This is a genomic window from Vibrio sp. bablab_jr001, from assembly GCF_016464285.1.
Taxonomy (GTDB): domain Bacteria; phylum Pseudomonadota; class Gammaproteobacteria; order Enterobacterales; family Vibrionaceae; genus Vibrio; species Vibrio fluvialis.
In genome coordinates this window covers 269,033-295,374 of the sequence record NZ_JACDWZ010000092.1, presented here as the reverse complement: position 1 = coordinate 295,374, position 26,342 = coordinate 269,033, and the positions used below count along the sequence as shown (strand labels likewise).

Annotated in this window: 22 protein-coding genes; 16 read left to right on the top strand and 6 right to left on the bottom strand. The window is 46.6% G+C overall.

Going from position 1 to position 26,342, the window contains the following annotated elements:
• Nucleotides 1-72: 72 nt before the first annotated feature.
• The 11 genes from clpX to pyrF all read left to right on the top strand — a co-directional run bounded on the left by clpX (nt 73) and on the right by pyrF (nt 12,284).
• Nucleotides 73-1,353 (top strand): ATP-dependent protease ATP-binding subunit ClpX, encoded by a 1,281-nt coding sequence (clpX, locus tag JIG40_RS15055; RefSeq protein ID WP_020429992.1) that lies wholly within the window; start codon nt 73-75, stop codon nt 1,351-1,353.
• A gap of 120 nt (nt 1,354-1,473) precedes the next feature.
• A complete protein-coding gene (gene lon, locus JIG40_RS15050; protein WP_020327825.1) occupies nt 1,474-3,825 on the top strand; it encodes an endopeptidase La in 2,352 nt (783 codons plus the stop codon).
• A gap of 194 nt (nt 3,826-4,019) precedes the next feature.
• Nucleotides 4,020-4,292 (top strand): HU family DNA-binding protein, encoded by a 273-nt coding sequence (locus JIG40_RS15045; RefSeq protein ID WP_004726502.1) that lies wholly within the window; start codon nt 4,020-4,022, stop codon nt 4,290-4,292.
• A gap of 155 nt (nt 4,293-4,447) precedes the next feature.
• Entirely contained in the window at nt 4,448-6,307 is a 1,860-nt protein-coding gene (gene ppiD, locus JIG40_RS15040; protein ID WP_020327824.1) for a peptidylprolyl isomerase, read from the top strand.
• Between the two features lie 138 nt (nt 6,308-6,445).
• Nucleotides 6,446-6,742 (top strand): ComEA family DNA-binding protein, encoded by a 297-nt coding sequence (locus tag JIG40_RS15035; protein WP_020327823.1) that lies wholly within the window; start codon nt 6,446-6,448, stop codon nt 6,740-6,742.
• 179 nt (nt 6,743-6,921) lie between these two features.
• Nucleotides 6,922-7,602 (top strand): (d)CMP kinase, encoded by a 681-nt coding sequence (gene cmk / locus JIG40_RS15030; protein WP_024374736.1) that lies wholly within the window; start codon nt 6,922-6,924, stop codon nt 7,600-7,602.
• Nucleotides 7,603-7,706: 104 nt separating this feature from the next.
• Nucleotides 7,707-9,377 (top strand): 30S ribosomal protein S1, encoded by a 1,671-nt coding sequence (gene rpsA / locus JIG40_RS15025; protein ID WP_020327821.1) that lies wholly within the window; start codon nt 7,707-7,709, stop codon nt 9,375-9,377.
• Between the two features lie 230 nt (nt 9,378-9,607).
• Nucleotides 9,608-9,892, top strand: coding sequence for an integration host factor subunit beta (gene ihfB / locus JIG40_RS15020; RefSeq protein ID WP_020430001.1), 285 nt, complete (start codon nt 9,608-9,610; stop codon nt 9,890-9,892).
• Between the two features lie 139 nt (nt 9,893-10,031).
• A complete protein-coding gene (locus JIG40_RS15015; RefSeq protein ID WP_020327818.1) occupies nt 10,032-10,316 on the top strand; it encodes a lipopolysaccharide assembly protein LapA domain-containing protein in 285 nt (94 codons plus the stop codon).
• A gap of 12 nt (nt 10,317-10,328) precedes the next feature.
• On the top strand, nt 10,329-11,498 hold the full coding sequence (gene lapB, locus JIG40_RS15010; protein WP_024374735.1) for a lipopolysaccharide assembly protein LapB: 1,170 nt from the start codon (nt 10,329-10,331) through the stop codon (nt 11,496-11,498).
• A gap of 90 nt (nt 11,499-11,588) precedes the next feature.
• On the top strand, nt 11,589-12,284 hold the full coding sequence (gene pyrF, locus JIG40_RS15005) for an orotidine-5'-phosphate decarboxylase (protein WP_020327816.1): 696 nt from the start codon (nt 11,589-11,591) through the stop codon (nt 12,282-12,284).
• Nucleotides 12,285-12,326: 42 nt separating this feature from the next.
• Here pyrF and JIG40_RS15000 read toward each other — a convergent pair whose 3' ends face one another.
• Together JIG40_RS15000 and JIG40_RS14995 are read right to left on the bottom strand one after the other, a co-directional pair.
• A complete protein-coding gene (locus JIG40_RS15000) occupies nt 12,327-13,106 on the bottom strand; it encodes a tRNA isopentenyl-2-thiomethyl-A-37 hydroxylase MiaE (protein WP_024374734.1) in 780 nt (259 codons plus the stop codon).
• A gap of 71 nt (nt 13,107-13,177) precedes the next feature.
• On the bottom strand, nt 13,178-13,942 hold the full coding sequence (locus tag JIG40_RS14995; RefSeq protein WP_020327814.1) for a hypothetical protein: 765 nt from the start codon (nt 13,940-13,942) through the stop codon (nt 13,178-13,180).
• A gap of 295 nt (nt 13,943-14,237) precedes the next feature.
• Here JIG40_RS14995 and cysB point away from each other — a divergent pair, with 295 nt between their 5' ends.
• Nucleotides 14,238-15,212, top strand: coding sequence for an HTH-type transcriptional regulator CysB (gene cysB, locus JIG40_RS14990; protein WP_020327813.1), 975 nt, complete (start codon nt 14,238-14,240; stop codon nt 15,210-15,212).
• Between the two features lie 60 nt (nt 15,213-15,272).
• Complete coding sequence (locus JIG40_RS14985) at nt 15,273-16,463, top strand: methyltransferase (RefSeq protein ID WP_199465595.1); 1,191 nt, start codon at nt 15,273-15,275, stop codon at nt 16,461-16,463.
• A gap of 38 nt (nt 16,464-16,501) precedes the next feature.
• Here the strand turns inward: JIG40_RS14985 and ald are convergent, their stop codons facing one another.
• Nucleotides 16,502-17,626 carry an alanine dehydrogenase gene (ald, locus tag JIG40_RS14980; protein ID WP_061056673.1) on the bottom strand — a complete coding sequence of 375 codons (1,125 nt, stop codon included), beginning with the start codon at nt 17,624-17,626 and terminating at the stop codon, nt 16,502-16,504.
• Between the two features lie 155 nt (nt 17,627-17,781).
• Here ald and lrp point away from each other — a divergent pair, with 155 nt between their 5' ends.
• Both lrp and JIG40_RS14970 read left to right on the top strand, forming a co-directional pair.
• Nucleotides 17,782-18,276, top strand: coding sequence for a leucine-responsive transcriptional regulator Lrp (gene lrp / locus JIG40_RS14975; RefSeq protein ID WP_004726475.1), 495 nt, complete (start codon nt 17,782-17,784; stop codon nt 18,274-18,276).
• Nucleotides 18,277-18,459: 183 nt separating this feature from the next.
• Nucleotides 18,460-21,354 (top strand): DNA translocase FtsK 4TM domain-containing protein, encoded by a 2,895-nt coding sequence (locus JIG40_RS14970; RefSeq protein WP_199465594.1) that lies wholly within the window; start codon nt 18,460-18,462, stop codon nt 21,352-21,354.
• A gap of 50 nt (nt 21,355-21,404) precedes the next feature.
• On the opposite strand, the gene dsbB is transcribed toward JIG40_RS14970, so the two are convergent.
• Both dsbB and nhaB read right to left on the bottom strand, forming a co-directional pair.
• Nucleotides 21,405-21,926: a disulfide bond formation protein DsbB gene (gene dsbB / locus JIG40_RS14965; protein WP_020327808.1), complete on the bottom strand. Its 522-nt coding sequence runs from the start codon at nt 21,924-21,926 to the stop codon at nt 21,405-21,407.
• A gap of 84 nt (nt 21,927-22,010) precedes the next feature.
• Nucleotides 22,011-23,603, bottom strand: coding sequence for a Na(+)/H(+) antiporter NhaB (nhaB, locus tag JIG40_RS14960; RefSeq protein WP_158151358.1), 1,593 nt, complete (start codon nt 23,601-23,603; stop codon nt 22,011-22,013).
• 668 nt (nt 23,604-24,271) lie between these two features.
• Here nhaB and fadR point away from each other — a divergent pair.
• A complete protein-coding gene (gene fadR, locus JIG40_RS14955; protein ID WP_020327806.1) occupies nt 24,272-25,111 on the top strand; it encodes a fatty acid metabolism transcriptional regulator FadR in 840 nt (279 codons plus the stop codon).
• Nucleotides 25,112-25,165: 54 nt separating this feature from the next.
• On the opposite strand, the gene JIG40_RS14950 is transcribed toward fadR, so the two are convergent.
• Nucleotides 25,166-26,326, bottom strand: coding sequence for a DUF1887 family protein (locus JIG40_RS14950; protein WP_024373538.1), 1,161 nt, complete (start codon nt 26,324-26,326; stop codon nt 25,166-25,168).
• Between the last annotated feature and the right edge of the window lie 16 nt (nt 26,327-26,342).

The following is a 26,342-nucleotide window of genomic DNA, read 5'->3' as shown; positions in this document are numbered from 1 at the left end:
ATTGTTTAACGCAATTTGGTTCAAATTGTTATACACTCAAACCATAACGAGTAAAGGCTAAGAGGTTAGCGAATGACAGACAAAAGCAAAGAGGGTGGTAGTAGTAAACTGCTGTACTGCTCTTTCTGTGGCAAAAGCCAGCACGAAGTTCGCAAGCTAATCGCAGGTCCATCTGTTTACATTTGCGACGAATGCGTCGACTTATGTAACGACATTATCCGTGAAGAAATCAAAGATGTTTTACCGAAGAAAGAGTCTTCGGCACTGCCGACGCCACGTCAGATTCGTGAGCATCTTGATGACTATGTGATTGGCCAAGAACACGCGAAAAAAGTGCTCGCGGTTGCAGTATATAACCACTACAAGCGTTTACGTAACGGTGATACAACGAGTGAAGGTGTGGAACTGGGTAAGAGTAATATTCTTCTTATCGGTCCGACGGGTAGTGGTAAAACACTGCTGGCGGAAACACTGGCTCGTTTCCTTGACGTACCGTTCACAATGGCGGACGCGACTACACTAACTGAAGCTGGTTATGTGGGTGAAGATGTAGAAAACATCATCCAGAAACTGCTACAGAAGTGTGACTATGACGTCGCAAAAGCTGAACGTGGTATTGTCTACATCGATGAAATCGATAAGATTTCCCGTAAAGCTGAAAACCCGTCGATCACGCGTGACGTGTCAGGCGAAGGGGTTCAGCAAGCGCTTTTGAAACTGGTTGAAGGCACAGTGGCTTCTGTACCACCACAAGGTGGCCGTAAGCACCCTCAACAAGAGTTTCTGCAGGTAGATACTTCTAAGATCCTCTTTATCTGTGGCGGTGCATTTGCTGGCTTGGATAAAGTGATTGAACAACGTGTTGCAACTGGTACTGGTATCGGTTTCGGCGCAGAAGTTCGTTCAAAAGACGAAAGCAAATCACTGAGTGAACTGTTTACTCAAGTGGAACCAGAAGATTTGGTGAAATACGGTTTGATCCCGGAATTCATCGGTCGTCTACCTGTGACAGCAACACTGACAGAACTCGACGAAGAAGCTCTGATTCAGATTCTGTGTGAACCTAAGAATGCATTGACCAAGCAGTATGCGGCTCTGTTTGAGCTGGAAAATGTAGATCTCGAGTTCCGTGAAGATGCACTTCGCGCTATCGCAGCACGCGCTATGAAGCGCAAAACAGGGGCTCGTGGCCTACGTTCGATTCTTGAGAACGTATTGCTTGAGACCATGTACGAACTGCCTTCAATGACTGAAGTAGAGAAAGTGGTGATTGACGAATCCGTGATTAACGGTGAGTCAGAACCACTGCTGATTTACACCGGAAGTGAAAGTCAAGCCGCTGGCGCTGAGTAAAACAGAATGTTAAAACATCAAAGGAGGTATTTAATACCTCCTTTTTTTTATTCTGTCATTGAATCCAGTTAGTTAGCCCCCATATACTGCGATATATAGAAAAGCGGAAGAGAGATAAATATGAACTTGGAACGTTCCGAGCGTATCGAGATCCCTGTACTACCTCTGCGCGATGTGGTGGTGTATCCACATATGGTAATTCCTCTGTTTGTTGGTCGTGAAAAGTCGATTCAATGCCTAGAAGCAGCGATGGACAACAACAAACAGGTTCTTCTGGTCGCGCAAAAACAGCCGGAAACCGACGAACCGAAAATCACCGATCTATTTGATGTCGGTACAGTTGCAACCATCCTCCAGCTACTGAAACTGCCAGATGGCACTGTGAAAGTGCTTGTCGAAGGTCAGCAGCGCGCAAAAATTAACCAATTCCATGAAGGCGAGTTTTTCTCAGCAGAAGCTGAGTACCTGCTTACGCCTGAACTTGATGAAAAAGAGCAAGAAGTGATTGTTCGCAGCGCGATCAATCAGTTCGAAGGCTTCATCAAACTGAACAAGAAAATTCCACCGGAAGTGCTGACGTCTCTGAACGGCATCGATGAGGCGGCGCGCCTTGCCGATACCATCGCAGCACACATGCCTTTGAAACTCATCGACAAGCAAAAAGTGCTGGAAATTTTGGACGTCTCTGAGCGTTTGGAATTCTTGATGGGCCAGATGGAATCTGAAATCGATCTGTTGCAAGTTGAGAAGCGCATTCGCAACCGTGTGAAAAAGCAGATGGAGAAATCTCAGCGCGAGTACTATCTGAATGAGCAAATGAAGGCGATTCAGAAAGAGCTGGGTGAGATGGATGATGCGCCGGATGAGTTCGAAGCGCTGAAACAGAAAATCGAAGAATCGAAGATGCCGAAAGAGGCTCGCGAGAAAACTGAACAGGAACTGCAAAAGCTGAAGATGATGTCTCCGATGTCAGCAGAAGCAACGGTTGTGCGCAGCTATATCGATTGGATGGTCAGCGTGCCTTGGAACAAACGTTCCAAAGTGAAAAAAGATCTCTCGAAAGCAGAAGAGATCCTCAATGCCGATCATTACGGCCTAGAGCGCGTGAAAGAACGTATTCTTGAATATCTCGCAGTACAAAGCCGCATCAATAAGCTGAAAGGTCCTATCCTGTGCTTGGTTGGCCCTCCAGGTGTAGGTAAAACCTCGCTGGGCCGCTCAATTGCGGCGGCAACGGGTCGTAAATACGTACGTATGGCGCTGGGCGGTGTACGTGATGAAGCGGAAATCCGCGGTCACCGTCGTACGTACATTGGCTCGCTGCCAGGTAAACTGATTCAGAAAATGGCGAAAGTTGGGGTGAAAAACCCACTGTTCCTGTTGGATGAAATCGACAAGATGTCGTCTGATATGCGTGGCGATCCAGCTTCTGCACTGCTGGAAGTGCTTGACCCAGAGCAGAACAACTCGTTTAACGACCACTACCTGGAAGTGGACTACGATTTGTCGGATGTCATGTTTGTTGCTACCTCAAACTCAATGAACATTCCAGGCCCATTGCTAGACCGTATGGAAGTGATTCGTTTGTCGGGTTACACCGAAGATGAGAAACTGAACATCGCGAAACGCCACTTGGTGAATAAACAGATCGAACGCAATGGCCTGAAACCAAGCGAGATCGTGATCGAGGATTCAGCCATCATTGGCATTATTCGTTACTACACGCGCGAAGCGGGTGTGCGTAGCCTGGAGCGTGAAATCTCTAAGATCTGCCGCAAAGCCGTGAAGAAAATTCTGCTGAACGGTGGCACGAAAACGGTCACTGTGAATCAGGAAAACTTGAAAGAGTTTCTGGGCGTGCAACGTTTTGATTTTGGTAAGGCGGATGAATTCAACCGAATCGGTCAAGTTACTGGTCTTGCTTGGACCGAAGTGGGCGGTGATCTGCTGACCATCGAAACACAGTCTATGCCAGGTAAAGGTAAGCTGACTCAAACAGGTTCACTGGGCGATGTCATGCAGGAATCGATTCAGGCGGCCATGACTGTGGTACGCTCTCGGGCCGAGAAACTGGGTATTAACCCGGATTTCTACGAGAAACGTGATATCCACGTGCACGTACCTGAAGGGGCTACACCAAAAGATGGGCCAAGTGCGGGTACGGCAATGTGTACAGCGTTGGTTTCTTGTCTGACGGGTAACCCGGTTAAAGCAGAAGTGGCGATGACGGGCGAAATCACACTACGTGGTGAAGTTCTGCCTATCGGTGGCCTAAAAGAGAAATTGCTGGCTGCACATCGTGGTGGTATCAAAACCGTACTGATTCCAAAGGACAACGAACGTGATCTGGAAGAGATTCCACAGAATGTGATTGCAGATCTGAAAGTTATTCCAGTTCGCTGGATTGACGAAGTACTGAAGGTTGCACTTGAAAATGACCCGACTGGTGTCGAGTTTGACGCTAAAAAATAGTGATGTGCAGCAAAAATAAGTAAAAGTTTACGCTGATAGGTCGAAAAAGGCTTGTCAGCGTTTTTTTTGGGCGCTAACGTTACTCACTAGGCCTTCAGCCCAGTTGTAACAAGGCTTTAGACCAGTTTTTAACATTAATGGAACGAAATAGGCACCGAACAAAATAATAATTGGTGACCGAAGGGGAATTCACAGTGAATAAAACACAATTAGTAGAACAAATCGCAGCTAACGCTGATATCTCTAAAGCTTCAGCTGGTCGTGCACTAGATGCATTCATTGAAGCAGTGAGCGACACGCTTCAATCTGGTGATCAGGTGGCTCTAGTTGGCTTTGGTACATTTGCAGTACGTACTCGCGCAGCTCGCACAGGCCGTAACCCTAAGACTGGTGAAGAAATCCAAATCGCAGAAGCAAAAGTTCCTGCGTTCAAAGCAGGCAAAGCTCTTAAAGACGCTTGTAACTAATCAGAATTATCCTTTTGCCCCTTTCAGGCAAAATTAATTCGAACCTTTTGAAATTATGCGCATCATACTGATGCGCATTTCTTTTTCTGATACTATTGCGCTATTCAAAATTTTGGCTGAAGTGTGTCACTTCAAACCCGGAGAGCAGTAAAATTATGATGGATCGATTACGCGAGGGCGTGAACAGCATCGCGGTAAAAATTATCCTAGGACTAATCATCCTTTCTTTTATCTTCGCAGGGGTAGGTAACTACCTGATCAGCGGCAGTAATAATGCAGCAGCCAAAGTCGGCGGAACCGAAATCGGCCGTGGTGAATTTGAACAAGCGTACCAGAATGAACGTAACCGCATGCAAGCCCAGCTAGGCGATTACTTTGCTAACTTGCTTGCAGATCCTGAGTACGTGGCGTCTTTCCGTAAATCGGTGCTGGATCGTATGATCAACGACCTGTTATTGGAACAACACGCACAATCACTGGGCCTGCGTGTGAGTGATGATCAGATTCGTCAAATGATTCTGGACATGCCTCAGTTCCAAAGCGAAGGCAAGTTTGATCAGGAAATTTACCAGTCTGCACTGCGTCGAGCTGGTTTCTCACCAGACTCGTTTGCAGAGTATATGCGCCGTGATTTGGTGCGTAACCAATTGATGAGCGCGCTACAAGGCAGCGAATTCACTCTGAAAGGCGAAGTTGAAGCTCAGGGGGAACTAATTTCTCAAACTCGTGATATTCGTACCATCACGCTGTCACCAGCAGAATTTGCTAAGAATGTTGAGCTGAGCGATGACGAAATCGAGCAGTACTACAAACAAAACCCAGAGCGTTATACCCGTCCAGAGCAGGTAAAACTTTCGTACATCGAATTGTCGGCAGAGCAGCTGAAAAGCGCGGTCACTATCAGTGATGATCAGGCACAGCAATACTACCAAGATCATCTGGACAAGTACTCTTCTGCTGAACAGCGCAAAGTCAGCCATATTCTGATTCAGGGTGATGATGAAAAAGCGGCGCAGGCAATTCTTGATGAACTAAAAGCGGGCGCGGATTTTTCAACGCTGGCAAAAGAAAAATCGCAGGATATCGGTAGTGCTGAAGAAGGCGGTTCGCTGGGCTGGATCGAACATGACACCATGGATCCCGCGTTCGAAAGTGCTGCATTTGCCTTGAAACAAGCAGGTGATATTAGTGGTCTGGTGAAGTCAGATTTTGGCTACCACATCATCAAATTGGACGAAGTGAAAGCGCCAATCGCGAAGCCATATGCTGATGTCGCGGCAGATATCAAAGCAGAGCTGAAAGATCAGCAAGCCGTAGATAAATTCTACGAGTTGCAAACAGAACTAGAAAAAGTAGCGTTTGAATCTCCAGATTCTCTGGACGAGGCTGCGAAAGCGATTTCAGCAACAGTACAGAAAACGGATTTTGTCTCTGAGCAGCAACTTCCGGCGACGCTGAACAATGCAGATGTTCTCAAAGCGATCCAGACTCCAGAAGTGAAAGACGATGGTTTGAACTCTGAAGCCATTGAAGTTGCCCCAGAGCATGTGGTGGTGGTACGAGTGGAGGAGTCTCGTCCGGAAGTGGTTTTGCCACTGACAGAAGTAAAAGATCAAGTGGTTGCTCAACTGTCGAAAGTGAAAGGCGAACAGCAAGCTCTGGAGCTGGCAAGCAAACTTGTCGATGGTTTGAAACAAGGTGATAAATCTCTGTTGCAACAGCATAATCTGGCGTTTGGCGATTTGAACATGATTGATCGCAGCTCTCCTCTAGCAGGAACCGTGTACGCGATGCCTAAACCCGTTGAAGGTGCAGTAACTTACGCACAAGCGAAAGACTTCGATGGCAACATCATTGTCGTGGAGCTGGATAAGGTGGAAGCAAAAGTGAATACTGAATACCACGACCAAATTGGTGCGCAATTAGCACGTATTGGTGTTCAGCAAGATCTTGCCGGAGTGTTGAGCGTGCTGCGTCAGAACACCGACATTAAGTACTATGCTGTGAGCCAGTAGTTGAGTTTCTTGTAACTGATATGTTTAACAAAATGGGCTGCGTTTGCAGCCCATTTTATTTCTGATTTCTCTTGGTATGCCGTAAAGCCACACCGGCCTATGATCGGCGGCGTTTTTACTTTACAAGGAACATACAGTATGAAAATTCACAAATTTTGGTTGGCGATTCTCCTGGCTGTCACTTGGCCAGTATCTCACAGTTGGGCGGAAGAAAATGTTTCTGCTACAGAAGGGGTCGAGATAACTGTCAATATCAATACGGCACCAGCGGAAGAGTTGGCAACTTTACTCAAAGGTATCGGCCTGAAAAAAGCCCAAGCAATAGTTGACTATCGTGAGGCCAATGGTGCGTTCAAATCTAAAGAAGATCTGACGCAAGTGAAAGGCATTGGGCCAGCTATCGTTGCTCAGAATGACAAACGTATCTTGTTATAACTGAGGTTTTTGACATCAAAAACTCAGGTCTCAGATCTGAGTTTTTCTCCTGAAATTTTGACTTTAAATCGCCGCTTTCTTGAATCCTTCCTAGCACCTGACTCCGAATCAATTTATAATTTGCCGCCGGTAAATCGCTGACAAAGTCAGTCACGAACAAAAATAAAGTGGAGTAAAACATGTCCTCTCATACACCGGTGATTACCGTTGATGGACCAAGCGGAGCGGGAAAAGGCACGCTTTGCATGCTGTTGGCTAACAAACTCGGTTTTCATCTATTAGACTCTGGTGCGATCTATCGCGTGCTAGCTCTTGCTGCAATTCACCACGGTGTTGACATCGAATCTGAAGACGCACTCGTACCGCTGGCCACCCATTTGGATGTGCAGTTCATCGCAGAAGGAGACTTGGTAAAAGTTATCCTCGAAGGTGAAGACGTTTCCAAAGAACTGCGTAAAGAAGAAACGGGTATGGCAGCGTCAAAAGTGGCGGCTTTACCACGCGTTCGTGAAGCATTGCTGCGCAGACAGCGTGCTTTTGCGGAAGGCCAGGGGTTAGTTGCTGATGGCCGTGATATGGGAACTGTGGTGTTTCCACAGGCAGAAGCCAAAATTTTCCTTGATGCGAGTGCTGAGGAACGTGCACGTAGACGTTTCAAGCAGTTGCAACTAAAGGGGCTTGATGTTAAATTTGACGCCCTTTTGAGCGAAATCCAAGAGCGTGACGACCGAGATCGTAACCGCCCAGTGGCGCCATTGCGCCCTGCAGAGGATGCGCTATTGCTAGATTCCACCGAAATGTCTATCGACGAAGTGGTGGTTAAGGCACTACAATATATCGAATCGAAGCTGGCGGAATAAACCACGTCAGTTAAGAGCGTTGGTCGCATGGATGATGACTGGCGAATTTAATAACCCCATGTGGTAGGACACCCGTGGACGTTTACTTATTGAAGATTAATTAAATGACTGAATCTTTTGCTCAACTCTTTGAAGAGTTTCTAAACGAGACTGAATTCCAACAAGGTACCATCGTTAAAGGTACTGTAGTAGCGATCGAGAACGGTTACGTTCTTGTTGATGCTGGTCTTAAGTCTGAGTCTGCAATCCCTGCTGAACAGTTCAAGAACGCTGCTGGCGAACTTGAAGTTGAAGTTGGTTCTGAAGTAGACGTAGCTCTAGACGCTGTAGAAGACGGTTTCGGTGAAACTCAACTTTCTCGTGAGAAAGCGAAACGTCACGAAGCTTGGATCGTTCTTGAGAAAGCTTACGAAGAAGCTGAAACTGTTGTTGGTATCATCAACGGTAAAGTTAAAGGCGGTTTCACTGTTGAACTAAACGGTATCCGTGCATTCCTACCAGGTTCACTGGTTGATGTACGTCCTATCCGTGACACAGCTCACCTAGAAAACAAAGAGCTAGAGTTCAAAGTAATCAAGCTAGACCAGAAACGTAACAACGTTGTTGTTTCTCGTCGTGCTGTTATCGAATCAGAAAGCAGCGTTGAGCGTGACGAACTTCTTGAGACTCTACAAGAAGGTACTGAAGTTAAAGGTATCGTTAAGAACCTTACTGACTACGGTGCATTCGTTGATCTTGGCGGTGTTGACGGTCTTCTGCACATCACTGATATGGCGTGGAAACGTGTTAAACACCCATCTGAGATCGTTAACGTTGGTGACGAGATCCTAGTTAAAGTTCTTAAGTTCGACCGTGACCGCACTCGCGTATCACTAGGTCTGAAACAGCTTGGCGAAGATCCATGGGTAGCAATCGCTAAACGTTACCCAGAAGGTCACAAACTGACTGGTCGTGTAACTAACCTGACTGATTACGGCTGCTTCGTTGAAATCGAAGAAGGCGTTGAAGGTCTGGTACACGTTTCAGAAATGGATTGGACTAACAAGAACATCCACCCATCTAAAGTTGTTAATGTTGGCGACGAAGTTGAGGTTATGGTTCTTGATATCGACGAAGAACGTCGTCGTATCTCTCTAGGCCTGAAACAGTGTAAAGCTAACCCATGGCAGTCATTCGCTGAAGCACAAGCTAAAGGCGACAAAGTTACTGGTAAGATCAAGTCAATCACTGACTTCGGTATCTTCATCGGTCTAGAAGGCGGCATCGACGGTCTTGTTCACCTGTCTGACATCTCTTGGAACGTTCCAGGCGAAGAAGCTGTACGTGAGTACAAAAAAGGCGACGAGATCTCTGCAGTTGTTCTAGCTGTAGATGCAGAGCGTGAGCGTATTTCTCTAGGCGTTAAGCAAATGGAAAATGACCCATTCAATGCTTACGTTGCAGACAACAAGAAAGGCGTTCTGGTTAACGGTACTGTAACTGCAGTTGATGCTAAAGGCGCAACTATCGAGCTAGAAGACGGCGTTGAAGGTTACATCCGCGCTTCTGAAGTTTCTCGTGACCGCGTAGAAGACGCGACTCTGATCCTGAGCGTTGGCGACAAAGTTGAAGCGAAATTTACTGGCGTTGACCGTAAGAACCGCGTAATCAACCTGTCTATCAAAGCGAAAGACGAAGCTGAAGAGCAAGAAGCAATGGCATCTATCAACAAGCAAGATGACGCTGCATTCGGTAACGCAATGGCAGACGCTTTCAAAGCTGCTAAAGGCGAATAATTCCGTATCGCTAAATAAAAAGGAGCCGTAAGGCTCCTTTTTTTATCTTTCGTTAAACACTTCTCTTATCCTTCCTCTGGCTTGTGATGTCGAACTGCCAAATAAAATAAATCTTTTGAGTGCAAAAAAGATTTAGCGAAGCTGTAGATTTTTTCTACAATATTAAGCAAGTGTTTGTTGGAATTGATATTACTGACTATAATCAGGATAAAAACTCGATGAGGGAAACTATGACTAAGTCTGAATTGATTGAAAGACTCTGTGCTGAGCAAACACACCTGTCTGCAAAAGAGATCGAAGACGCAGTAAAAGATATTCTTGAGCACATGGCGAATACTTTAGAGGCAGGAGAGCGTATCGAAATTCGTGGTTTCGGCAGTTTCTCCCTACACTATCGCGAGCCTAGAGTAGGGCGTAACCCTAAAACTGGTGAAAAAGTGGAGTTGGAAGGTAAATACGTTCCACACTTCAAACCAGGTAAAGAACTTCGTGAACGTGTAAACGAAAACATTTGATTTACGTAAAGATTCTTGTATAAAGCGGCATACTGTTTCAGTGTGCCGCTTTTTTGCGGGCGCAAACTCGAATAGCCATGGTTTGTCGCGCTGTTTTCCTGCATAATCAGGAAGCCAATTCGTGAATAGGTAATGGATTATGAAAATAATAAAAATCGTTGTGTTACTTGCTCTCTTCCTGATCGCATTGGCGTTAGGGTCTCAAAATCAGGAGATCGTAACGTTCAACTATCTGCTGGCTCAGGGCGAATTCCATCTATCGACGCTACTCGGGTCGGTTTTTGTGGTAGGTTTTCTCATAGCCTGGATCATTTTTGGAAGCATGCATCTAAAATCGCAACTTGAAATCCGTAAGTTGAACAGAAAGCTGAAAAAACAAACCTCATCCCATTCTGTTTCAGAACAAAAAGCGAATATCGGATAAGGCTGTTTTTAGATGTTAGAAATTCTCTTCTTGTTATTGCCAATCGCCGCCGCATACGGGTGGTATATGGGTAATCGTAGTGCCCAGCAAGACAAGCAGAAGCATTCCCATCAAATCTCCCGTCAGTACGTAACGGGGCTGAACTTGCTATTGTCTGATCAATCGGACAAAGCGGTTGATCACTTTATCGAACTATTACAAGTGGATAACGAGACCATCGATACCCACTTGGCGCTGGGTAATCTTTTCCGTTCCCGAGGCGAAGTTGACCGCGCTATTCGTATTCACCAGAACCTTATCTCTCGTTCAGGCCTGACCATTGACCAGAAGAACCTTGCGCTGCAACAGCTGGCGAAAGATTATATGGTTTCGGGTTTTCTCGACCGCGCCGAACGCATATTTGAGCAGCTTGTCGACGAACCAGAACATCGTGAGTCAGCTCTGCAACAATTGACTGCTATCTACCAACAAACACGTGAATGGCACAAGGCGATCGATTGTGCACAGGCATTAGTTAAGATGGGCCGCAAACGCGTGAAAACGAGTATTGCCCATTTCTGGTGTGAACTAGCGATGCAAGAGAAAGCTGACGGTCATGATAGCAAAGCGATTCAACTATTTAAGAAAGCGCTTCAAGAAGACCCCAAATGTGTTCGTGCCAGCATCTCGCTCGGCAAGTTGTATCTGGAAAATGAAGATTATCGCAAGACCATCCAATATATGGAGATGGTCTTAGAACAGGATATTGATTTTATTGGTGAGGTATTGCCAACACTGGCAGAGTGTTACCACCATTTGGGTCAAGAGCAAGAACTTGTGCAGTTCCTGCGTCAGTGTATCTCTAACAAGGCCGGGGTATCGGCTGAATTGATGCTGGCTCAGATGGTTGCTCAACATGATGGTGTTGCCTCGGCTCAAGAACTGCTGACCCGTCAGCTGGTCAAAAATCCAACCATGAAAGGCTTCTATCGTCTGATTGATTACCATATTGCTGAAGCGGAAGAGGGCCGAGCGAAAGAGAGCTTGTCAACACTTCAGAAACTGGTTGGTGAGCAAATGAAAGTCAAACCACATTATCGCTGCCGCCGATGTGGTTTTTCGACCCATTCCCTTTACTGGCACTGTCCATCGTGTAAAGGGTGGGGCTCGATCAAGCCGATTCGCGGCTTAGATGGCGAATAATAGTAGAAATTGGCTAGACGCCGATTAAATAAGACATGCAGCTGGATAGGCTGCATTTTTTTAGGCTCAACGCGTATCTTAGGAGTAGAAATGAACGACCAAAAAGTGATCGTTGCACTGGATTATGACAATCAGGCGGATGCGCTGGCATTTGTCGATAGAATCGACCCAGCGAGTTGTCGATTGAAAGTCGGTAAAGAGATGTTTACGTTGTTTGGTCCTGAATTTGTACGTGAGCTGCACAAACGCGGTTTCTCAGTCTTCTTAGACCTCAAGTTTCATGATATTCCCAATACCTGCTCAAAAGCAGTGAGAGCCGCGGCTGAACTTGGTGTGTGGATGGTTAACGTCCATGCCAGCGGCGGCGAACGCATGATGACGGCGTCACGCGAGATCCTTGAACCATATGGTAAAGACCGTCCATGGTTGATCGGCGTGACCGTATTGACCAGCATGGAGCAAAGTGACCTGGCAGGCATCGGTTTGGATGTGGAACCGCAACAGCAAGTCATGCGTTTAGCAACACTGACTAAAAACTCCGGTTTGGATGGTGTTGTCTGCTCGGCACAAGAAGCGAGCATGCTGAAATCGAGCCTTGGTCAGGAGTTTAAGCTGGTAACACCGGGCATTCGCCCGGCTGGCTCGGAAGTGGGCGATCAACGCCGTATTATGACGCCATACGAAGCGGTTCAGGCAGGTTCAGATTACCTCGTGATTGGTCGTCCGATTACGCAAGCTGCTGAGCCTGCAAAAGTGCTTGCTGCGATCAATGCGTCTCTGGTTTGAGGTCATAATTGAATGGAAAAGGTCAGCTTAAGCTGACCTTTTTTATAGGTGATTTGCTGGAACACCGCTGTGAAATTTGAAGTCGTCATCGGGGGACGATATCAATTCAGCTTCCACGTGGCCAAAGTAGGCAATACGCTCGCTGATGTCCTGTCCGGCAATTTGCTCGGCCAGTGTCAGATAGTCTTGATAATGGCGTGCTTCAGAACGTAGCAGTGAGACATAAAATTTAGCGATGTCTTCATCAAGATGCGGTGCAAGGCGAGCAAATCGCTCACAGGAGCGCGCTTCAATGTAAGCGCCGATGATCAGCTTATCGATGAGTGTTTGTGGTTCATGAGTTTTCATGTGAGCCAACAGACCTTTCGCATAGCGGCTGGCCGGAGTCGACTCGTAAGCAATGCCGCGGCTTTCCATCACTTCCAGAACTTGATAGAAATGGTGTAACTCTTCTTTGATCAGTAATACCATCTTATCAATTAAATCCTGACTGTAAGGTGAGGTTGATTTGGCCATGATTGCTTTGGAAATCTGACTTTTGCCTTTTAACGTTTCCATCGAACCGATGTTGCGATACGCAAAATCTTCGTATGGTTTAAACCAGTCCAACAGAGAGTGTTGACTCTCATGGTCAACGGCATACTTGCGAATGAGATACATCGCTGACTGGCCAGCTTTGAGCTCACACATCAAGTGGTCGAGCAAAATTGTTGGCAGATTCTCTGGCTTGCGGGCTTCTTCAATCCAGGCATTAGGAGTTTGGCAATGGAGGAACTGATTAATTGGTTCCAGAAGTTGTTGAATTGCAGGCGTATTGGTCATGTCGTTAACAATAACAAAGGTCGCTCAAGCGACCTTTGTTTAATTCAATCGGTACTCGTTGGGCGAGTATATTACCATTTTTTCTTTTCACCAAAGAGAGCTTCCATATCACTATTACGCTCGTTCTCTTCGATTTGTTGTAACTCAGCGGCACTTTTAGACTGGCGGCGCTGTTGCAGTTCATCAAACATAGACTGAAGCTTCTCGCGTGCCTGGTTTGAATAGCTGTCATTTTTCGTGCTCAGCACTTCCAGGCCTTTGCGCAGCAGTTGTACCGCAGTGCCAGGTTGACCACGCACAATCGCATCATTAGAACGTTTAATCACGTTTTCGATGTTGATACGAATCTGAATCGTCTCTAAGCGTGCATTCTCTGTAACATACGCTTGTGTATCAAAACGACCTTTATTGTGCTCGCTACGAATAGTATCACGCAGGCGTTTAACCAGTTTTAGCATCATGATCGCTTGTTTATCGCTACTTGGTACTTTGAAACTGGTGCTCTCATTACCCGGATGGTTATCTTGCAGGTTTTTGATTTGCGCGTTCATGTTTTCAATGCGCTGCTGTAGCTGTTTATTCTTTGGATCCAGCTCATACATGTTCTGCAAAGCGTCCAGAATGCGATTATTGAGGCAGACCAACAGATCTTTGCTAAATGGCATGTGATGAGCATTGCCAATCAGATCTTCTGTTGCGTCGATAATCGCTAGGTAACGCGAGGATTCCTGTTTCTTCGCGGTTTCTACTTTGACTTTGTACTGAAGCATGATGTTATAGCCCAGAACTAAAACCAGCAAAATGGCAATCAGAGCAATAATTAAACCGATATTCATATAATCCGTGTCTTCATTTTCAAAGGCCTAATGATAAAGGATACACTATCCTAACTTTCCACTACACCTACAATTTTATTAATTTGATTATTCCCGTTTTGCCAATAAAAAACTGCAATAGAATGTTGAGATTGGGTCGTCTGTGGCAAAAATTTGTTCAATTACGCAAAACGATGGGTCATTTCAAAAACAATTTATTGGTTGTGCTTTGAATTATGTTCTCAAAGCGTTATAACTAATAATTATAAAATATAAACTCGTGATGTAGCACTCCGCAAGGAAATACAGGTCAATTATGAAGTTGCAGCAGCTTAGATACATCGTTGAAGTGGTGAACCACAACTTAAATGTTTCTGCTACCGCCGAAAGTCTTTACACCTCCCAACCTGGTATTAGTAAGCAGGTTCGTTTACTGGAAGATGAGCTGGGAATTCAGATATTTGAGCGCAGTGGTAAACATCTCACTCAGGTCACTCAAGCTGGTGAAGACATAGTACGGATTGCGACGGAAATTTTGTCACGGGTTGAGAGTATCAAATCTGTGGCGGGGGAACACACGCATCCTGAGATGGGGACGCTGAACATCTCCACCACCCACACTCAGGCTCGATATGCATTGCCTGAGGTCATTAAGGGTTTTACGGCCCGTTATCCGAAAGTGTCACTACACATGCACCAAGGAACTCCGGCGCAAATGTCGGAAGCGATCGCCAAAGGTTCGGCCAGTTTTGCTATTGCGACAGAAGCTCTGCATTTGTACCAAGACGCGATTATGTTGCCTTGTTATCACTGGAACCGTTCAATTGTGGTACCTAAGGATCACCCGTTGGCCAAGAAAGAACACGTAAGTGTGGAAGATCTGGCGCCGTACCCGTTGGTCACGTACGTATTTGGTTTTACCGGGCGTTCTGAGTTAGATAGCGCCTTTAATCGCGTAGGGCTCTCGCCTCGAGTCGTGTTTACCGCAACTGACGCGGATGTGATTAAAACTTATGTACGCATGGGAATTGGTGTCGGTGTGATTGCGAGTATGGCGATGGATGTTAATCAGGACAAAGATTTAGTAGCGATTAATGCCAGCCACATCTTTGGTGCCAGTACGACCAGTATTGGTTTTCGTCGTGGGACTTTCCTTCGTTCGTATATGTATGATTTTATGGAACGTTTTGCTCCGCACTTGACGCGCCCTGTAGTTGAACAAGCGATATCGCTAAAATCCAATCATGAAATTGAAGAAATGTTCCGCGACATTGAGCTACCTGTGCGCTGAGACAAATCATTGACCTTCAATGCCTTCCTCCTACAATAGCGCTTCAAACAGGGGACAGGCATGCGTGAACTTTTTCTACATCTCGATCAATTTTTGACTCAAACTCAGCCTCTTTGGCGGTTTGAGTCTTTTCATCTTAGTGCTCAACCCCATGCCCCCTGGACTGATAGCCATCCGGATCTGCAACGTTGGCTGATGTCGCTTTCTGAACACCAAATTGAGCAGTTTAAGGCATCACCTGCCACTCTTCTTCCCCAGATCGGTAAATTTATTGAAGGGTTGGAGAATATTCACCGTTCGTTGCAACTACCATCAGCGTCTTGCCAAGCAATAGATACAGCAGCAATAGAAACGGGTATTCCAGGTCGAAAGCTGGAGCAGATCCGTCTAATTGGTGGAGCAGCGATAACTTGCCACCAAGCCCAAGAATGGCTGGAATGGTGCTCTGGGAAAGGTTATCTGGGGCGTGTTTTGGCCAGTGCGACTGGGCAAAAGGTTACCAGTTTTGAGTTCCAACATGCGCTGTGTGAATCTGGTCAGTCGGATGCGGATGCTCTGGGCTTACCGATACAGTTTGTTCAGGGCGATGCATTTGATGAACGGAGTCGATGCTGCTTTTCGTCGGTTCAACATGCGATTGCGTTACATGCATGCGGTGATCTGCATGTCCGTTTGATGCAATACGCGACGGATGCGTCGTTACAGGCCATAAGCTTTTCGCCATGCTGTTATCATCTGGTGCAATCTGATCGCTATCAGTGCTTGTCGCAGCCTGCTCTGGCGTCTGCTTTGAGTTTGACTCGTCAGGAACTGCGCATTCCCCTACAGGAAACGGTAACGGGGGGAGAACGTGTACGGCGTCATCGCTTTGCAGAGATGAGTTATCGATTAGGTTTTGATGAATTGTTGAGGGCGGAATTGGGACTGATGGAATATCTGCCCGTACCCAGTATTAAAAAGTCCCAATTGAGCGAGGGGTTCGTTGCATTTTGCCAATGGGCGGCTCAGCAGAAAGGGATTGAGTTGCCGGGTGTGGACTATGCGCACTTTCAGCATTGCGGTGAGCTGCGATTCTGGACCATGGAGAGATTGAGTCTGGTGCAGTCAGGCTTTCGCCGATTACTAGAGCTGTGGTTGGTGTTGGATAAGGCGATGTATTTGGAAGAGCGTGGCTACCAGGTGACGTTGTCAGAGTTTTGCAAGCGGGATGTGACGCCCAGAAACATTCTGGTTCACGCCTGCAAACAATGATAACCGGGCATTAGCCCGGCTATTGCAAGCGGTCTGGGTTAATTGAACATGGCGATGGCTTCGCCCGGTGCAACGTATGCCAAATCGAAGTTGTCAGCGACCTCTTTACAGGTCACATGGCCATGAATGACATTCAGTCCTTTCATAAAGCCTGGATCTGATGCTAGTGCAGCTTGATAGCCTTTATTCGCCAATTTAACAATGTAAGGCAGGGTTGCATTGTTGAGCGCAAAGGTTGAAGTACGAGCCACAGCGCCAGGCATGTTCGCCACGCAGTAGTGCACGACGTCATCCACAATATAAGTCGGGTTGGCATGTGTGGTGGCGTGCGAGGTTTCAAAGCAACCTCCTTGGTCAATCGCCACATCCACAACGGCAGAACCTGGTTTCATGCGACGAATATGGTCTTTGGTCACCAGTTTCGGCGCGGCAGCACCCGGAATAAGAACGGCGCCAATCACCAAATCTGCATCCAGTACATATTTTTCAATCGCATCTTCTGTGGAGTAAACGACTTTTGCACGGCCTTGAAACTCCTCATCGAGTTTACGTAGCGTATCGACATTACGGTCAAGAATGGTGACATCAGCACGTAAGCCAATCGCCATGCGTGCGGCATTTGCGCCGACGACGCCGCCGCCAATAACGACGACTTTGGCTGGTGCTACTCCCGGTACTCCACCCAGCAACAGCCCGCTGCCACCGTGTGATTTTTCCAGCGTAAGTGCACCTGCTTGAATAGACATACGACCAGCAACTTCAGACATTGGTGCTAATAGTGGCAAGCGACCCATATTATCTGTTACAGTCTCATAGGCTATGCAGACAGCTTTGCTCTTGATTAGCTCTTCAGTTTGTGGAAAATCTGGAGCGAGGTGCAAATACGTAAATAAAATTTGTCCCTCTCGGAGCATAGCTCGTTCGACAGCTTGAGGTTCCTTAACCTTTACAATCATGTCTGCTTTCGCAAATACGTCTGCAGCAGTAGGAAGAATGGATGCGCCTACAGCGATGTAATCATCGTCTGAAAAGCCGATACCGGCACCGGCATTTGTTTCAACAAAGACTTGGTGGCCATGTGAGGCAAGCTCTCTCACGCTTGCTGGAATCATACCCACACGGTATTCGTGGTTTTTGATTTCCTTTGGTACGCCAATGATCATCCTGACTCCTTATATTTATGTGGTTGTATTGACTATTGTAGGGTTTTTGTATCGAATTTATGGCTAGTATAGTTAGTACAATATGATATTTGATACTGAATATTAAAAAGTTGTAGTATATATTTTTGCAAGGAAGTAATAAGGTGGAATAAAAAATGGCAGACAACTATAAAAGGCCGTCCAAGGATTTAGACCGTATCGACCGCAACATTTTGAATGAGTTGCAGAAAGACGGTCGTATTTCGAATGTTGAATTGTCTAAGCGTGTGGGTCTTTCTCCAACTCCATGTTTGGAACGTGTTCGTCGATTAGAGCGTCAGGGCTACATTACGGGTTACACCGCGTTGTTGAATCCGCAGTATCTTGATGCTTCGCTTTTGGTGTTTGTAGAGATCACGCTAAACCGTGGTGCTCCGGATGTATTTGAACAGTTTAATACAGCGGTTCAAAAGCTGGATGATATTCAGGAATGTCATCTGGTATCTGGTGACTTCGACTATCTGCTCAAAACACGTGTATCTGATATGGGTGCATACCGTAAGCTGCTAGGGGATACTTTGTTGCGCTTACCGGGTGTAAACGACACTCGTACTTACGTGGTGATGGAAGAAGTGAAGCAGACCAACCAATTGGTCATCAAGACTCGTTAATTAGAATTCGTCGGAATAGTGGTACTTCTTTCCACATTCTGACTTTCGCTAATTGGGTTTTTGACCTTGATATGGTTAAATCTTCGAACAAACCGAGCGGCTTTTGCCGCTCGGACTGTTTTCACCCTACCAATGTGCGTATAGTGATACCCCCATTGGCCATAATCATATTCAAGTTGGTTTATGTTCAAAGAGAACAACAATAAAGTCGAAACCATTATCAAAACGAGTGAAGAGCCTCAGTCTTCTCGTTTAAGTGGTGTACAACGTCTTCGCGAGTGCGGGCTGATTCTGGCTGTACTGGCATCCATTCTTTTAGCGGTCGCTCTGCTGACTTTTAATCCTGCTGATCCATCCTGGTCGCAAACGGCGTGGGGATCTGATATTCAGAATGCAGGTGGCATTGTTGGTGCCTGGGTCGCCGATACTCTGTTTTTTGTCTTTGGCTCGCTTGCCTATCCGCTGCCTGTCATTCTGACGGTAATCTCCTGGATTTTGCTGCGCAATCGTGACGAAGATGAATCCATTGATCTTATGCTCTGGGGAACACGCCTTCTGGGCTTAGTGGTGTTATTGCTGACCAGCTGTGGCTTAGCCGACATCAACTTTGATGATATCTGGTATTTCTCTTCCGGTGGTGTTGTCGGTGATGTGCTCACCAGCCTCGCCTTACCAACCCTAAACGTGTTGGGAACCACTCTGGCACTGCTGTTTCTGTGGGGAGCCGGATTTACCCTGCTGACGGGGATCTCTTGGCTGAATATCGTAGAGAGATTGGGTGAATCCAGTATTCGTGGTTTCCACTGGCTGATTAATCGACTGCGCGGTGAGAAAGAAGAGATTGTTGCACCGCAACTGGTGACTCCTATGGTTACTGAGCTTGTGACCAACTCATTAGCGCAACAAACTGCATGTGCAGAAGCGCCAACAATGTCGTTTGAAGAGCCTGTCCGTGAAGCGGACACGCTACCCGCATCAGAAGAACGACGCTTTAACATTCACATGCCTGAACGCAAGGAGACGGTGGCTCAACCTCAGCCAAATAAAGCACCCGAGGTAACACCGACATCCGCTCCGTTGTACAGCTTTGAAGAAGACGAAGAAACCTTAGAAAGTTCACGCAGTCGCCAATTGGGCGCCACGATTGAAGAGCTGGAAATGGTAGCCCGCGAAGAAGATGATTTCGCCGATGATACGCTACCATGGGATGAAGCAGTGCCGCAGATTGAGAATGCGTCTATCAGTGATCCCACTTTTGCCGTTTCAGAACCCGTTCAACCGCAGGTGGATCCGATTGCCTTTAGTCATACGATTGATGATGTTGAAGAGGATCACGTTCATATTGAGCCGACTATTTCCAACTTTGACATCCTGGATGACGACGACAGCGACGAACCGAGCGTCTCGAATAACGTGATAACAGACGAAGTGGATGATGAGCTTCAATACATTGATGACGAATTCGACGAGGACGACGATCAGGATGTGAAAGCATTCCAGAGCTTAGTCTCTGAGGCTCAGGCAAATATGGCGGCCAAACAGAATCCGTTCTTGATTCAAAAAGATGCGAATCTGCCTAAACCGACGGAGCCGATGCCGACGTTGGAGCTGTTGTATCATCCAGAGAAACGTGAAAATTTTATCGATCGTGAAGCGCTGGAAGAGATTGCACGTTTGGTTGAATCGAAACTGGCCGATTACAAAATTCAGGCGCAGGTCGTGGATATTTTCCCAGGACCGGTGATTACCCGTTTTGAGCTGGATTTGGCTCCTGGCGTGAAAGTTAGCCGTATTTCTAGCTTGTCGATGGACCTTGCCCGTTCACTGTCAGCGATGGCGGTACGCGTGGTTGAGGTGATCCCGGGTAAGCCTTATGTGGGGCTGGAACTGCCAAATATGAGCCGTCAGACGGTTTATCTGTCGGATGTTATCAGCAGTCCGCAGTTCAAAGAGTCTAAATCACCGACAACCATCGTATTGGGCCAGGATATCGCAGGTGATGCCGTGGTCGCCGATCTGTCGAAAATGCCGCACGTGCTGGTGGCTGGTACCACGGGTTCCGGTAAGTCCGTGGGTGTGAACGTCATGATTCTGAGTATGCTGTACAAGTCGACTCCGGAGGATGTTCGTTTCATCATGATTGACCCGAAAATGCTGGAACTGTCCGTTTATGAAGGGATCCCCCATCTGCTGTCTGAAGTGGTAACCGACATGAAAGATGCCTCCAATGCTCTTCGTTGGTGTGTGGGAGAAATGGAACGTCGCTACAAACTGATGTCAGTGCTGGGCGTGCGGAACATTAAAGGCTTCAACGATAAGTTGAAAATGGCAGCGGAAGCTGGTCACCCGATTCACGATCCGTTGTGGCAGGAAGGGGACAGTATGGACCCTGAACCACCGCTGTTGGAAAAACTGCCTTACATCGTAGTCGTGGTGGATGAATTTGCCGACCTGATGATGGTGGTTGGTAAGAAAGTGGAAGAGCTGATTGCGCGTCTGGCCCAAAAGGCGCGCGCCGCGGGGATTCACCTGATTCTGGCGACTCAGCGTCCGTCAGTCGATGTAATCACCGGCTTAATTAAAGCCAACATCCCAACTCGCGTGGCGTTTACGGTTTCAACCAAAACGGACTCACGAACCATTCTCGACCAAGGTGGCGCAGAATCATTGTTGGGTATGGGTGACATGCTTTATCTTCCGCCAGGCTCAAGCCATACGATTCGTGTGCATGGTGCGTTTGCTTCCGATGATGACGTGCATGCTGTTGTGAACAACTGGAAAGCGCGTGGTAAGCCAAACTACATCAGCGAGATCACTAACGGTGATCAAGGGCCTGACGCTCTGCTGCCGGGTGAGAAGATGGAAAGCGATGAAGAAATGGATCCGCTGTTTGATCAAGTAGTCGAACACGTCGTAGAAACCCGCCGAGGCTCTGTGTCCGGCGTTCAGCGCCGTTTTAAGATTGGTTACAACCGAGCAGCACGAATTGTCGAACAGCTTGAAGCACAAGGTATAGTCAGTGCTCCGGGACACAACGGGAACCGAGAAGTATTAGCTCCCGCTCCCGTGCGAGACTAAACGACAAATGAAAAAGGCGCCAAAAGGGCGCCTTTTTTATAGCCAAAATATCAACGTTTTGACTTAGCAAACTGAGCTAAAATGATCACTGCCAGAGCAACGAGATTTGCAGCAAAGATAATGACCAGCCATTGGGGCATGGAGAGAGACAGGAATTGCCAAACGACTTTACTGCAGTCGCCGTAAGCTTCGAACATCCATGGGAACCATTGATTCAACGGTGCCCAACTTGGCAACATAACAAACAGGTCACAAGTCGCAAACGGTGAAGGGTTAAATTGGTAATCCACATGTTGCATTGCCAGAGTCAACCCCTTGTAAGCACTGCCACCCCAAGCGATCAGCCCAATCCAGCGAAATAGAGGGTTTTGGGGAGCGATAAGACCGATCACCGCTGCACCGCCAATTCCCAGCATCGCGATACGTTCATAAATACACATCACGCATGGAGCAAGCATCATGACGTGCTGAAAAAATAATGCGCAGGCTTCAAAGAAAATGATGAAGGCGAATAGTAGTCCCCAGGATAGACGAGACTGTGAAAAAGATTTCAAGCCGGATAAAAAGTTCACGTAACAGTCCTTACTTGTTCAAATAAAAAAGCTCTGATAACTCAGAGCTTTTTATCTCGGAATAGTTTCCTATTCAATACATTTTTAGTGAGCGCTCGACACAACGCTCTCCATTGTTGGAACGCTGTGATGACTAATCCAGCCCATGTCGTAGAAATAGCTGGTCATAGGGTCGACGAAGAAAATGATGCCGACTAAACCAACCAGCGTCAGCACTACAGTGTACGGTAGAGCCATCACTACCATGCGTCCATAGGAGAGACGAATCAGTGGAGCCAGAGCCGATGTCAGCAGGAATAGGAAAGCAGCTTGGCCGTTCGGTGTCGCGACTGAAGGCAGGTTTGTCCCGGTGTTAATGGCCACAGCAAGCAAGTCAAATTGGTCACGAGTGATGATACCTTCCATCATGGCGGTTTTCACTTCGTTGATATACACCGTGCCTACGAATACGTTGTCTGACACCATAGACAACAGGCCGTTCGCGACATAGAACAGAGCCAACTGAGTTTCGTTGTCTTCGATGTGCAGAACGGCATCGATGATCGGTTTGAACAGCTCCTGATCAATAATGACTGCAACGATGGAGAAGAACACAGCCAAAAGAGCGGTAAACGGCAGCGCCTCTTCAAACGCTTTCCCCAGTGAATGCTCTTCAATCACACCCGTAAAGGCCGTCGCGAGAATGATAACCGAGAGACCAATCAGACCCACTGCCGCCAAGTGCAATGCTAATCCAGCAATCAGCCAGATTGCGATAGCGCCCTGAATCCAGAGTTTTGCCACATCTTGGTTGGTACGGGTCTTACGTTCTTCAGTATCAAAATCGATAAGAATCTGGCGCACATTCGGTGGCAGCTCTGAGCCGTATCCGAATACTTTCAGTTTCTCAACCAGAACACAGGTCAGAATACCGCAGAGGAAGACGGGTAGTGTTACTGGTGACATGCGCACCAAGAATTCCCCAAAGAACCAGCCTGCCTGATCGGCAATGATCAGGTTTTGTGGTTCGCCTACCATCGTGGTCACGCCGCCTAAGGCTGTACCGACACCAGCATGCATCAGCAGCGACCGCAGGAACGAACGGTAGTTTTCTAAGTCATCGCGTGTCAGCTCTGGAATGTGTTCATCTTGTGTGTGGTCATGGGCTGAATGGAATGACTGTCCCGAAGCCACTTTGTGGTAAATCGAATAGAAACCGACAGCAACACTGATAATGACCGCGATCACGGTTAACGCATCTAGGAACGCAGACAAAAATGCCGCCGCGACGCAGAATGCGACGGAAAGCAGAGGCTTCGAGCGAATGCCAAGTAAAATTTTGGTAAAAATGTACAGCAGCAAATGCTTCATGAAGTAAATACCAGCCACCATAAATACCAAAAGTAATAATACTTCGATATTTGCGACTAATTCATGTTTTACCTGTGCTGGGCTGGTCATGCCAATTGCGATAGCTTCAATAGCTAATAATCCACCAGGTTGTAACGGATAGCATTTCAATGCCATAGCCAGAGTGAAAATAAATTCAATGACTAATAGCCAGCCCGCAACAAACGGATTAATTAAAAAGAAAACAATTGGGTTGATAATAAGGAAGGCAATAATGGCAACTTTGTACCAATCTGGCGCTTTACCTAAGAAGTTTTTGATAAATGCGCTTCCAAGCGACATCGGCATGGTGATCACTCTCACTTTAGTGATGAATAGACTTAAGTTATGTGCCTGTTTTTGAATCAATTCAATATAATCAGACGTAAGTCTATACAAATTTCTTTTTTAACAATGGCTTAGTAAATCAATAAGTGGAAGCTATCCGACCGACTTACTAAGTCACTCCCTGAGGAAAATAAGCACTCTGTACTTTGAACGCCACAATACAGTGAGACGTAATTTAGTCAATATCAAACCATCTGTTGATAAATGGCTCACTGCACTTTCGTAGAGAAACGCGATCAAAGTGGCGCTAGCATAGCACAAAAGTTATAAAAATTTCATTCAGAAGGGGAGGATGTCAGCAGATTGGAGTAAATATAAGTTTAGTGTTGAAAAATACCTCTTATTGGTAAGTTAATTTTGAAGAATATAAAAATAATAATGTGAGCAATATCTCTTTAAATGGAAATTTATGGTCTAAGAAAGGTTAATTAAGAAATATTTTGAAACACATTGAAACGTTTATTTCACAATAAAATTTCCGAATAACAAAAAGATAATCCAAAAATAGAGCTATAACTCTAACTGAGCGGTTGTTACCAGTTTCCCAATGGTTTGTTTCCGCTGAATGAAAACTAGTGGTATGATGAGTGCCATTCGACCCAAAAAATAGAAAACTGGAAAAGTACTTAATGGTCATCAAGGCAAAAAGCCCAGCAGGTTTTGCAGAGAAATACATTATTGAAAGCATTTGGAATGGTCGATTCCCTCCGGGTTCCATTCTGCCTGCCGAGCGAGAGCTCTCCGAACTGATTGGTGTAACACGTACAACGCTTCGCGAAGTTTTACAGCGTTTAGCTCGTGATGGATGGTTAACCATTCAACATGGTAAGCCAACCAAAGTGAACCAGTTTATGGAAACCTCCGGTTTACATATTTTGGATACTCTGATGACGCTGGATGCAGAAAACGCAACCAGTATCGTCGAGGATCTTCTGGCCGCGCGTACCAACATCAGTCCTATCTTTATGCGTTATGCGTTTAAGGTAAACAAAGAAAGCAGTGAGCGCACCATATCCAATGTGATTGATTCGTGTGAGTCGTTGTTGAACGCTGAGTCGTGGGACGCATTTATCGCCTCTTCCCCTTACGCAGAGAAAATTCTGCAGCAGGTGAAAGACGATGGTGAGAAAGATGAAGCGAAACGTCAGGAGCTGTTACTGGCGAAAACGTTTAATTTCTACGATTACATGTTGTTCCAACGTCTGGCGTTCCACTCTGGCAACCAGATTTACGGTCTGATCTTTAATGGTCTGAGAAAGCTGTATGATCGCGTTGGTAGCTACTACTTCTCGAACCCGGAAGCACGCCAATTGGCGATGAAATTCTATCGTGAATTGTTGGATGTATGTTCAACTGGCGATCGTGAACAGTTGCCGGGTATTATTCGTCAGTACGGTATTGCGAGTGCGCATATCTGGAACCAGATGAAGACCACGCTGCCATCGAACTTTACAGAAGATGATTGCTAAGCGAGCCATCACTGATTAAATAAAAAAGCCCGCTGAGCGGGCTTTTTTAATGGATTAGATTTCTTCGCTACCACCGGCAGCGGCAAACCAGTTTTTAAGATGAGTTTTCAAGTCTTTGAGCTCATCCGGACCGATGAGCGCTAAACCGAGATCCTCGGCGCGAGTAATGTCGTTGTGACGCAACGGACGGAAGCTCACCAGCATGGCACGGGCCTGTAACCCACCCAATAAGTCACGCAATGACTCCAGTTTATACAGCGTATCATCGCCGTCGTCGCGCATGCCTTTAGTTTTACATTCAATGATGTGAAGCTTATTGTTCACCACCGAAGCAACATCCAACTCGTTGCGCACTTCACGATCGCCCAGTTGGCGATAAACCTGCACGTTAAGCGAGCGGTCTTGAATGGTTGGCATATCGTCCTGGATCTGACGAACGGTGCTGTGAACCAAGGTTTCTAACCATTCACCGTTTGAGAAGCGTCGCGCGTCTTCATTAGCAAACGTGAGAATCCCTTTGTCGTAAGTGGCGATGTCAGCTTCCACTAAATCACTCAGGAGTAGATTCAGTTCTCGGTAGCCTTGCTGTTTGTCGGACAGCTCAACATCCAGGCGCTGTTCTTTACGACAAGTGGTTGCCAGATAGTTCAGTGTCGCCAGACCAGGGCCCAACTCCAGAGCGTTGCTTGCCCAGCGTTCACCCAATTCGTAAAGCTTTTGATCCAGTTGCGGTGGCAGATTTTGCTCACTGAACTCGCCACGTGCACCGAAAATGGTCAGATAATCGGAAATGGTGATGCGATCCTGAACCTGAGTATCTTTATTTCCATCCGGATACAACCAGCACAGGCGATCACTGTTCGGTTCAACCACAAAAATCGGCCAGTGGTATGTGCGGAATACTTCATAGACCGACAGCAAACGGTGACGCAGACCGCAGCTGGCATTTAGTTTGACGTCGAGATTGCGTTGTTTGAGGTCTTCAGCCAGTTCGCGAATCGAGGTTTTGATGTCGGCGATGTTTGAACCCGCAGGAATCTCGAAAAACTCAGAAGTGATATCACGCTGATTGAGAACAGTATGCAAACGAACATACATTGATTCTTGTGAACGGTCACCGATAAACACAATGTGGCGACTGACGGTTCGATTATCCAGTAGCGGAGTGATCAGACGAACCGGATCCTGATCTATGATGCCAACATGAACGGCCATACGTTATCCTCATGTT

Bases quoted from the DNA above. Each gene is read 5' to 3' on its own strand.
- clpX (WP_020429992.1), top strand. From the start codon at position 73: ATGACAGACAAAAGCAAAGAGGGTGGTAGTAGTAAACTGCTGTACTGC.
- lon (WP_020327825.1), top strand. From the start codon at position 1,474: ATGAACTTGGAACGTTCCGAGCGTATCGAGATCCCTGTACTACCTCTG.
- ppiD (WP_020327824.1), top strand. From the start codon at position 4,448: ATGATGGATCGATTACGCGAGGGCGTGAACAGCATCGCGGTAAAAATT.
- JIG40_RS15035 (WP_020327823.1), top strand. From the start codon at position 6,446: ATGAAAATTCACAAATTTTGGTTGGCGATTCTCCTGGCTGTCACTTGG.
- cmk (WP_024374736.1), top strand. From the start codon at position 6,922: ATGTCCTCTCATACACCGGTGATTACCGTTGATGGACCAAGCGGAGCG.
- rpsA (WP_020327821.1), top strand. From the start codon at position 7,707: ATGACTGAATCTTTTGCTCAACTCTTTGAAGAGTTTCTAAACGAGACT.
- ihfB (WP_020430001.1), top strand. From the start codon at position 9,608: ATGACTAAGTCTGAATTGATTGAAAGACTCTGTGCTGAGCAAACACAC.
- JIG40_RS15015 (WP_020327818.1), top strand. From the start codon at position 10,032: ATGAAAATAATAAAAATCGTTGTGTTACTTGCTCTCTTCCTGATCGCA.
- lapB (WP_024374735.1), top strand. From the start codon at position 10,329: ATGTTAGAAATTCTCTTCTTGTTATTGCCAATCGCCGCCGCATACGGG.
- pyrF (WP_020327816.1), top strand. From the start codon at position 11,589: ATGAACGACCAAAAAGTGATCGTTGCACTGGATTATGACAATCAGGCG.
- JIG40_RS15000 (WP_024374734.1), bottom strand. From the start codon at position 13,106: ATGACCAATACGCCTGCAATTCAACAACTTCTGGAACCAATTAATCAG.
- JIG40_RS14995 (WP_020327814.1), bottom strand. From the start codon at position 13,942: ATGAATATCGGTTTAATTATTGCTCTGATTGCCATTTTGCTGGTTTTA.
- cysB (WP_020327813.1), top strand. From the start codon at position 14,238: ATGAAGTTGCAGCAGCTTAGATACATCGTTGAAGTGGTGAACCACAAC.
- JIG40_RS14985 (WP_199465595.1), top strand. From the start codon at position 15,273: ATGCGTGAACTTTTTCTACATCTCGATCAATTTTTGACTCAAACTCAG.
- ald (WP_061056673.1), bottom strand. From the start codon at position 17,626: ATGATCATTGGCGTACCAAAGGAAATCAAAAACCACGAATACCGTGTG.
- lrp (WP_004726475.1), top strand. From the start codon at position 17,782: ATGGCAGACAACTATAAAAGGCCGTCCAAGGATTTAGACCGTATCGAC.
- JIG40_RS14970 (WP_199465594.1), top strand. From the start codon at position 18,460: ATGTTCAAAGAGAACAACAATAAAGTCGAAACCATTATCAAAACGAGT.
- nhaB (WP_158151358.1), bottom strand. From the start codon at position 23,603: ATGCCGATGTCGCTTGGAAGCGCATTTATCAAAAACTTCTTAGGTAAA.
- fadR (WP_020327806.1), top strand. From the start codon at position 24,272: ATGGTCATCAAGGCAAAAAGCCCAGCAGGTTTTGCAGAGAAATACATT.
- JIG40_RS14950 (WP_024373538.1), bottom strand. From the start codon at position 26,326: ATGGCCGTTCATGTTGGCATCATAGATCAGGATCCGGTTCGTCTGATC.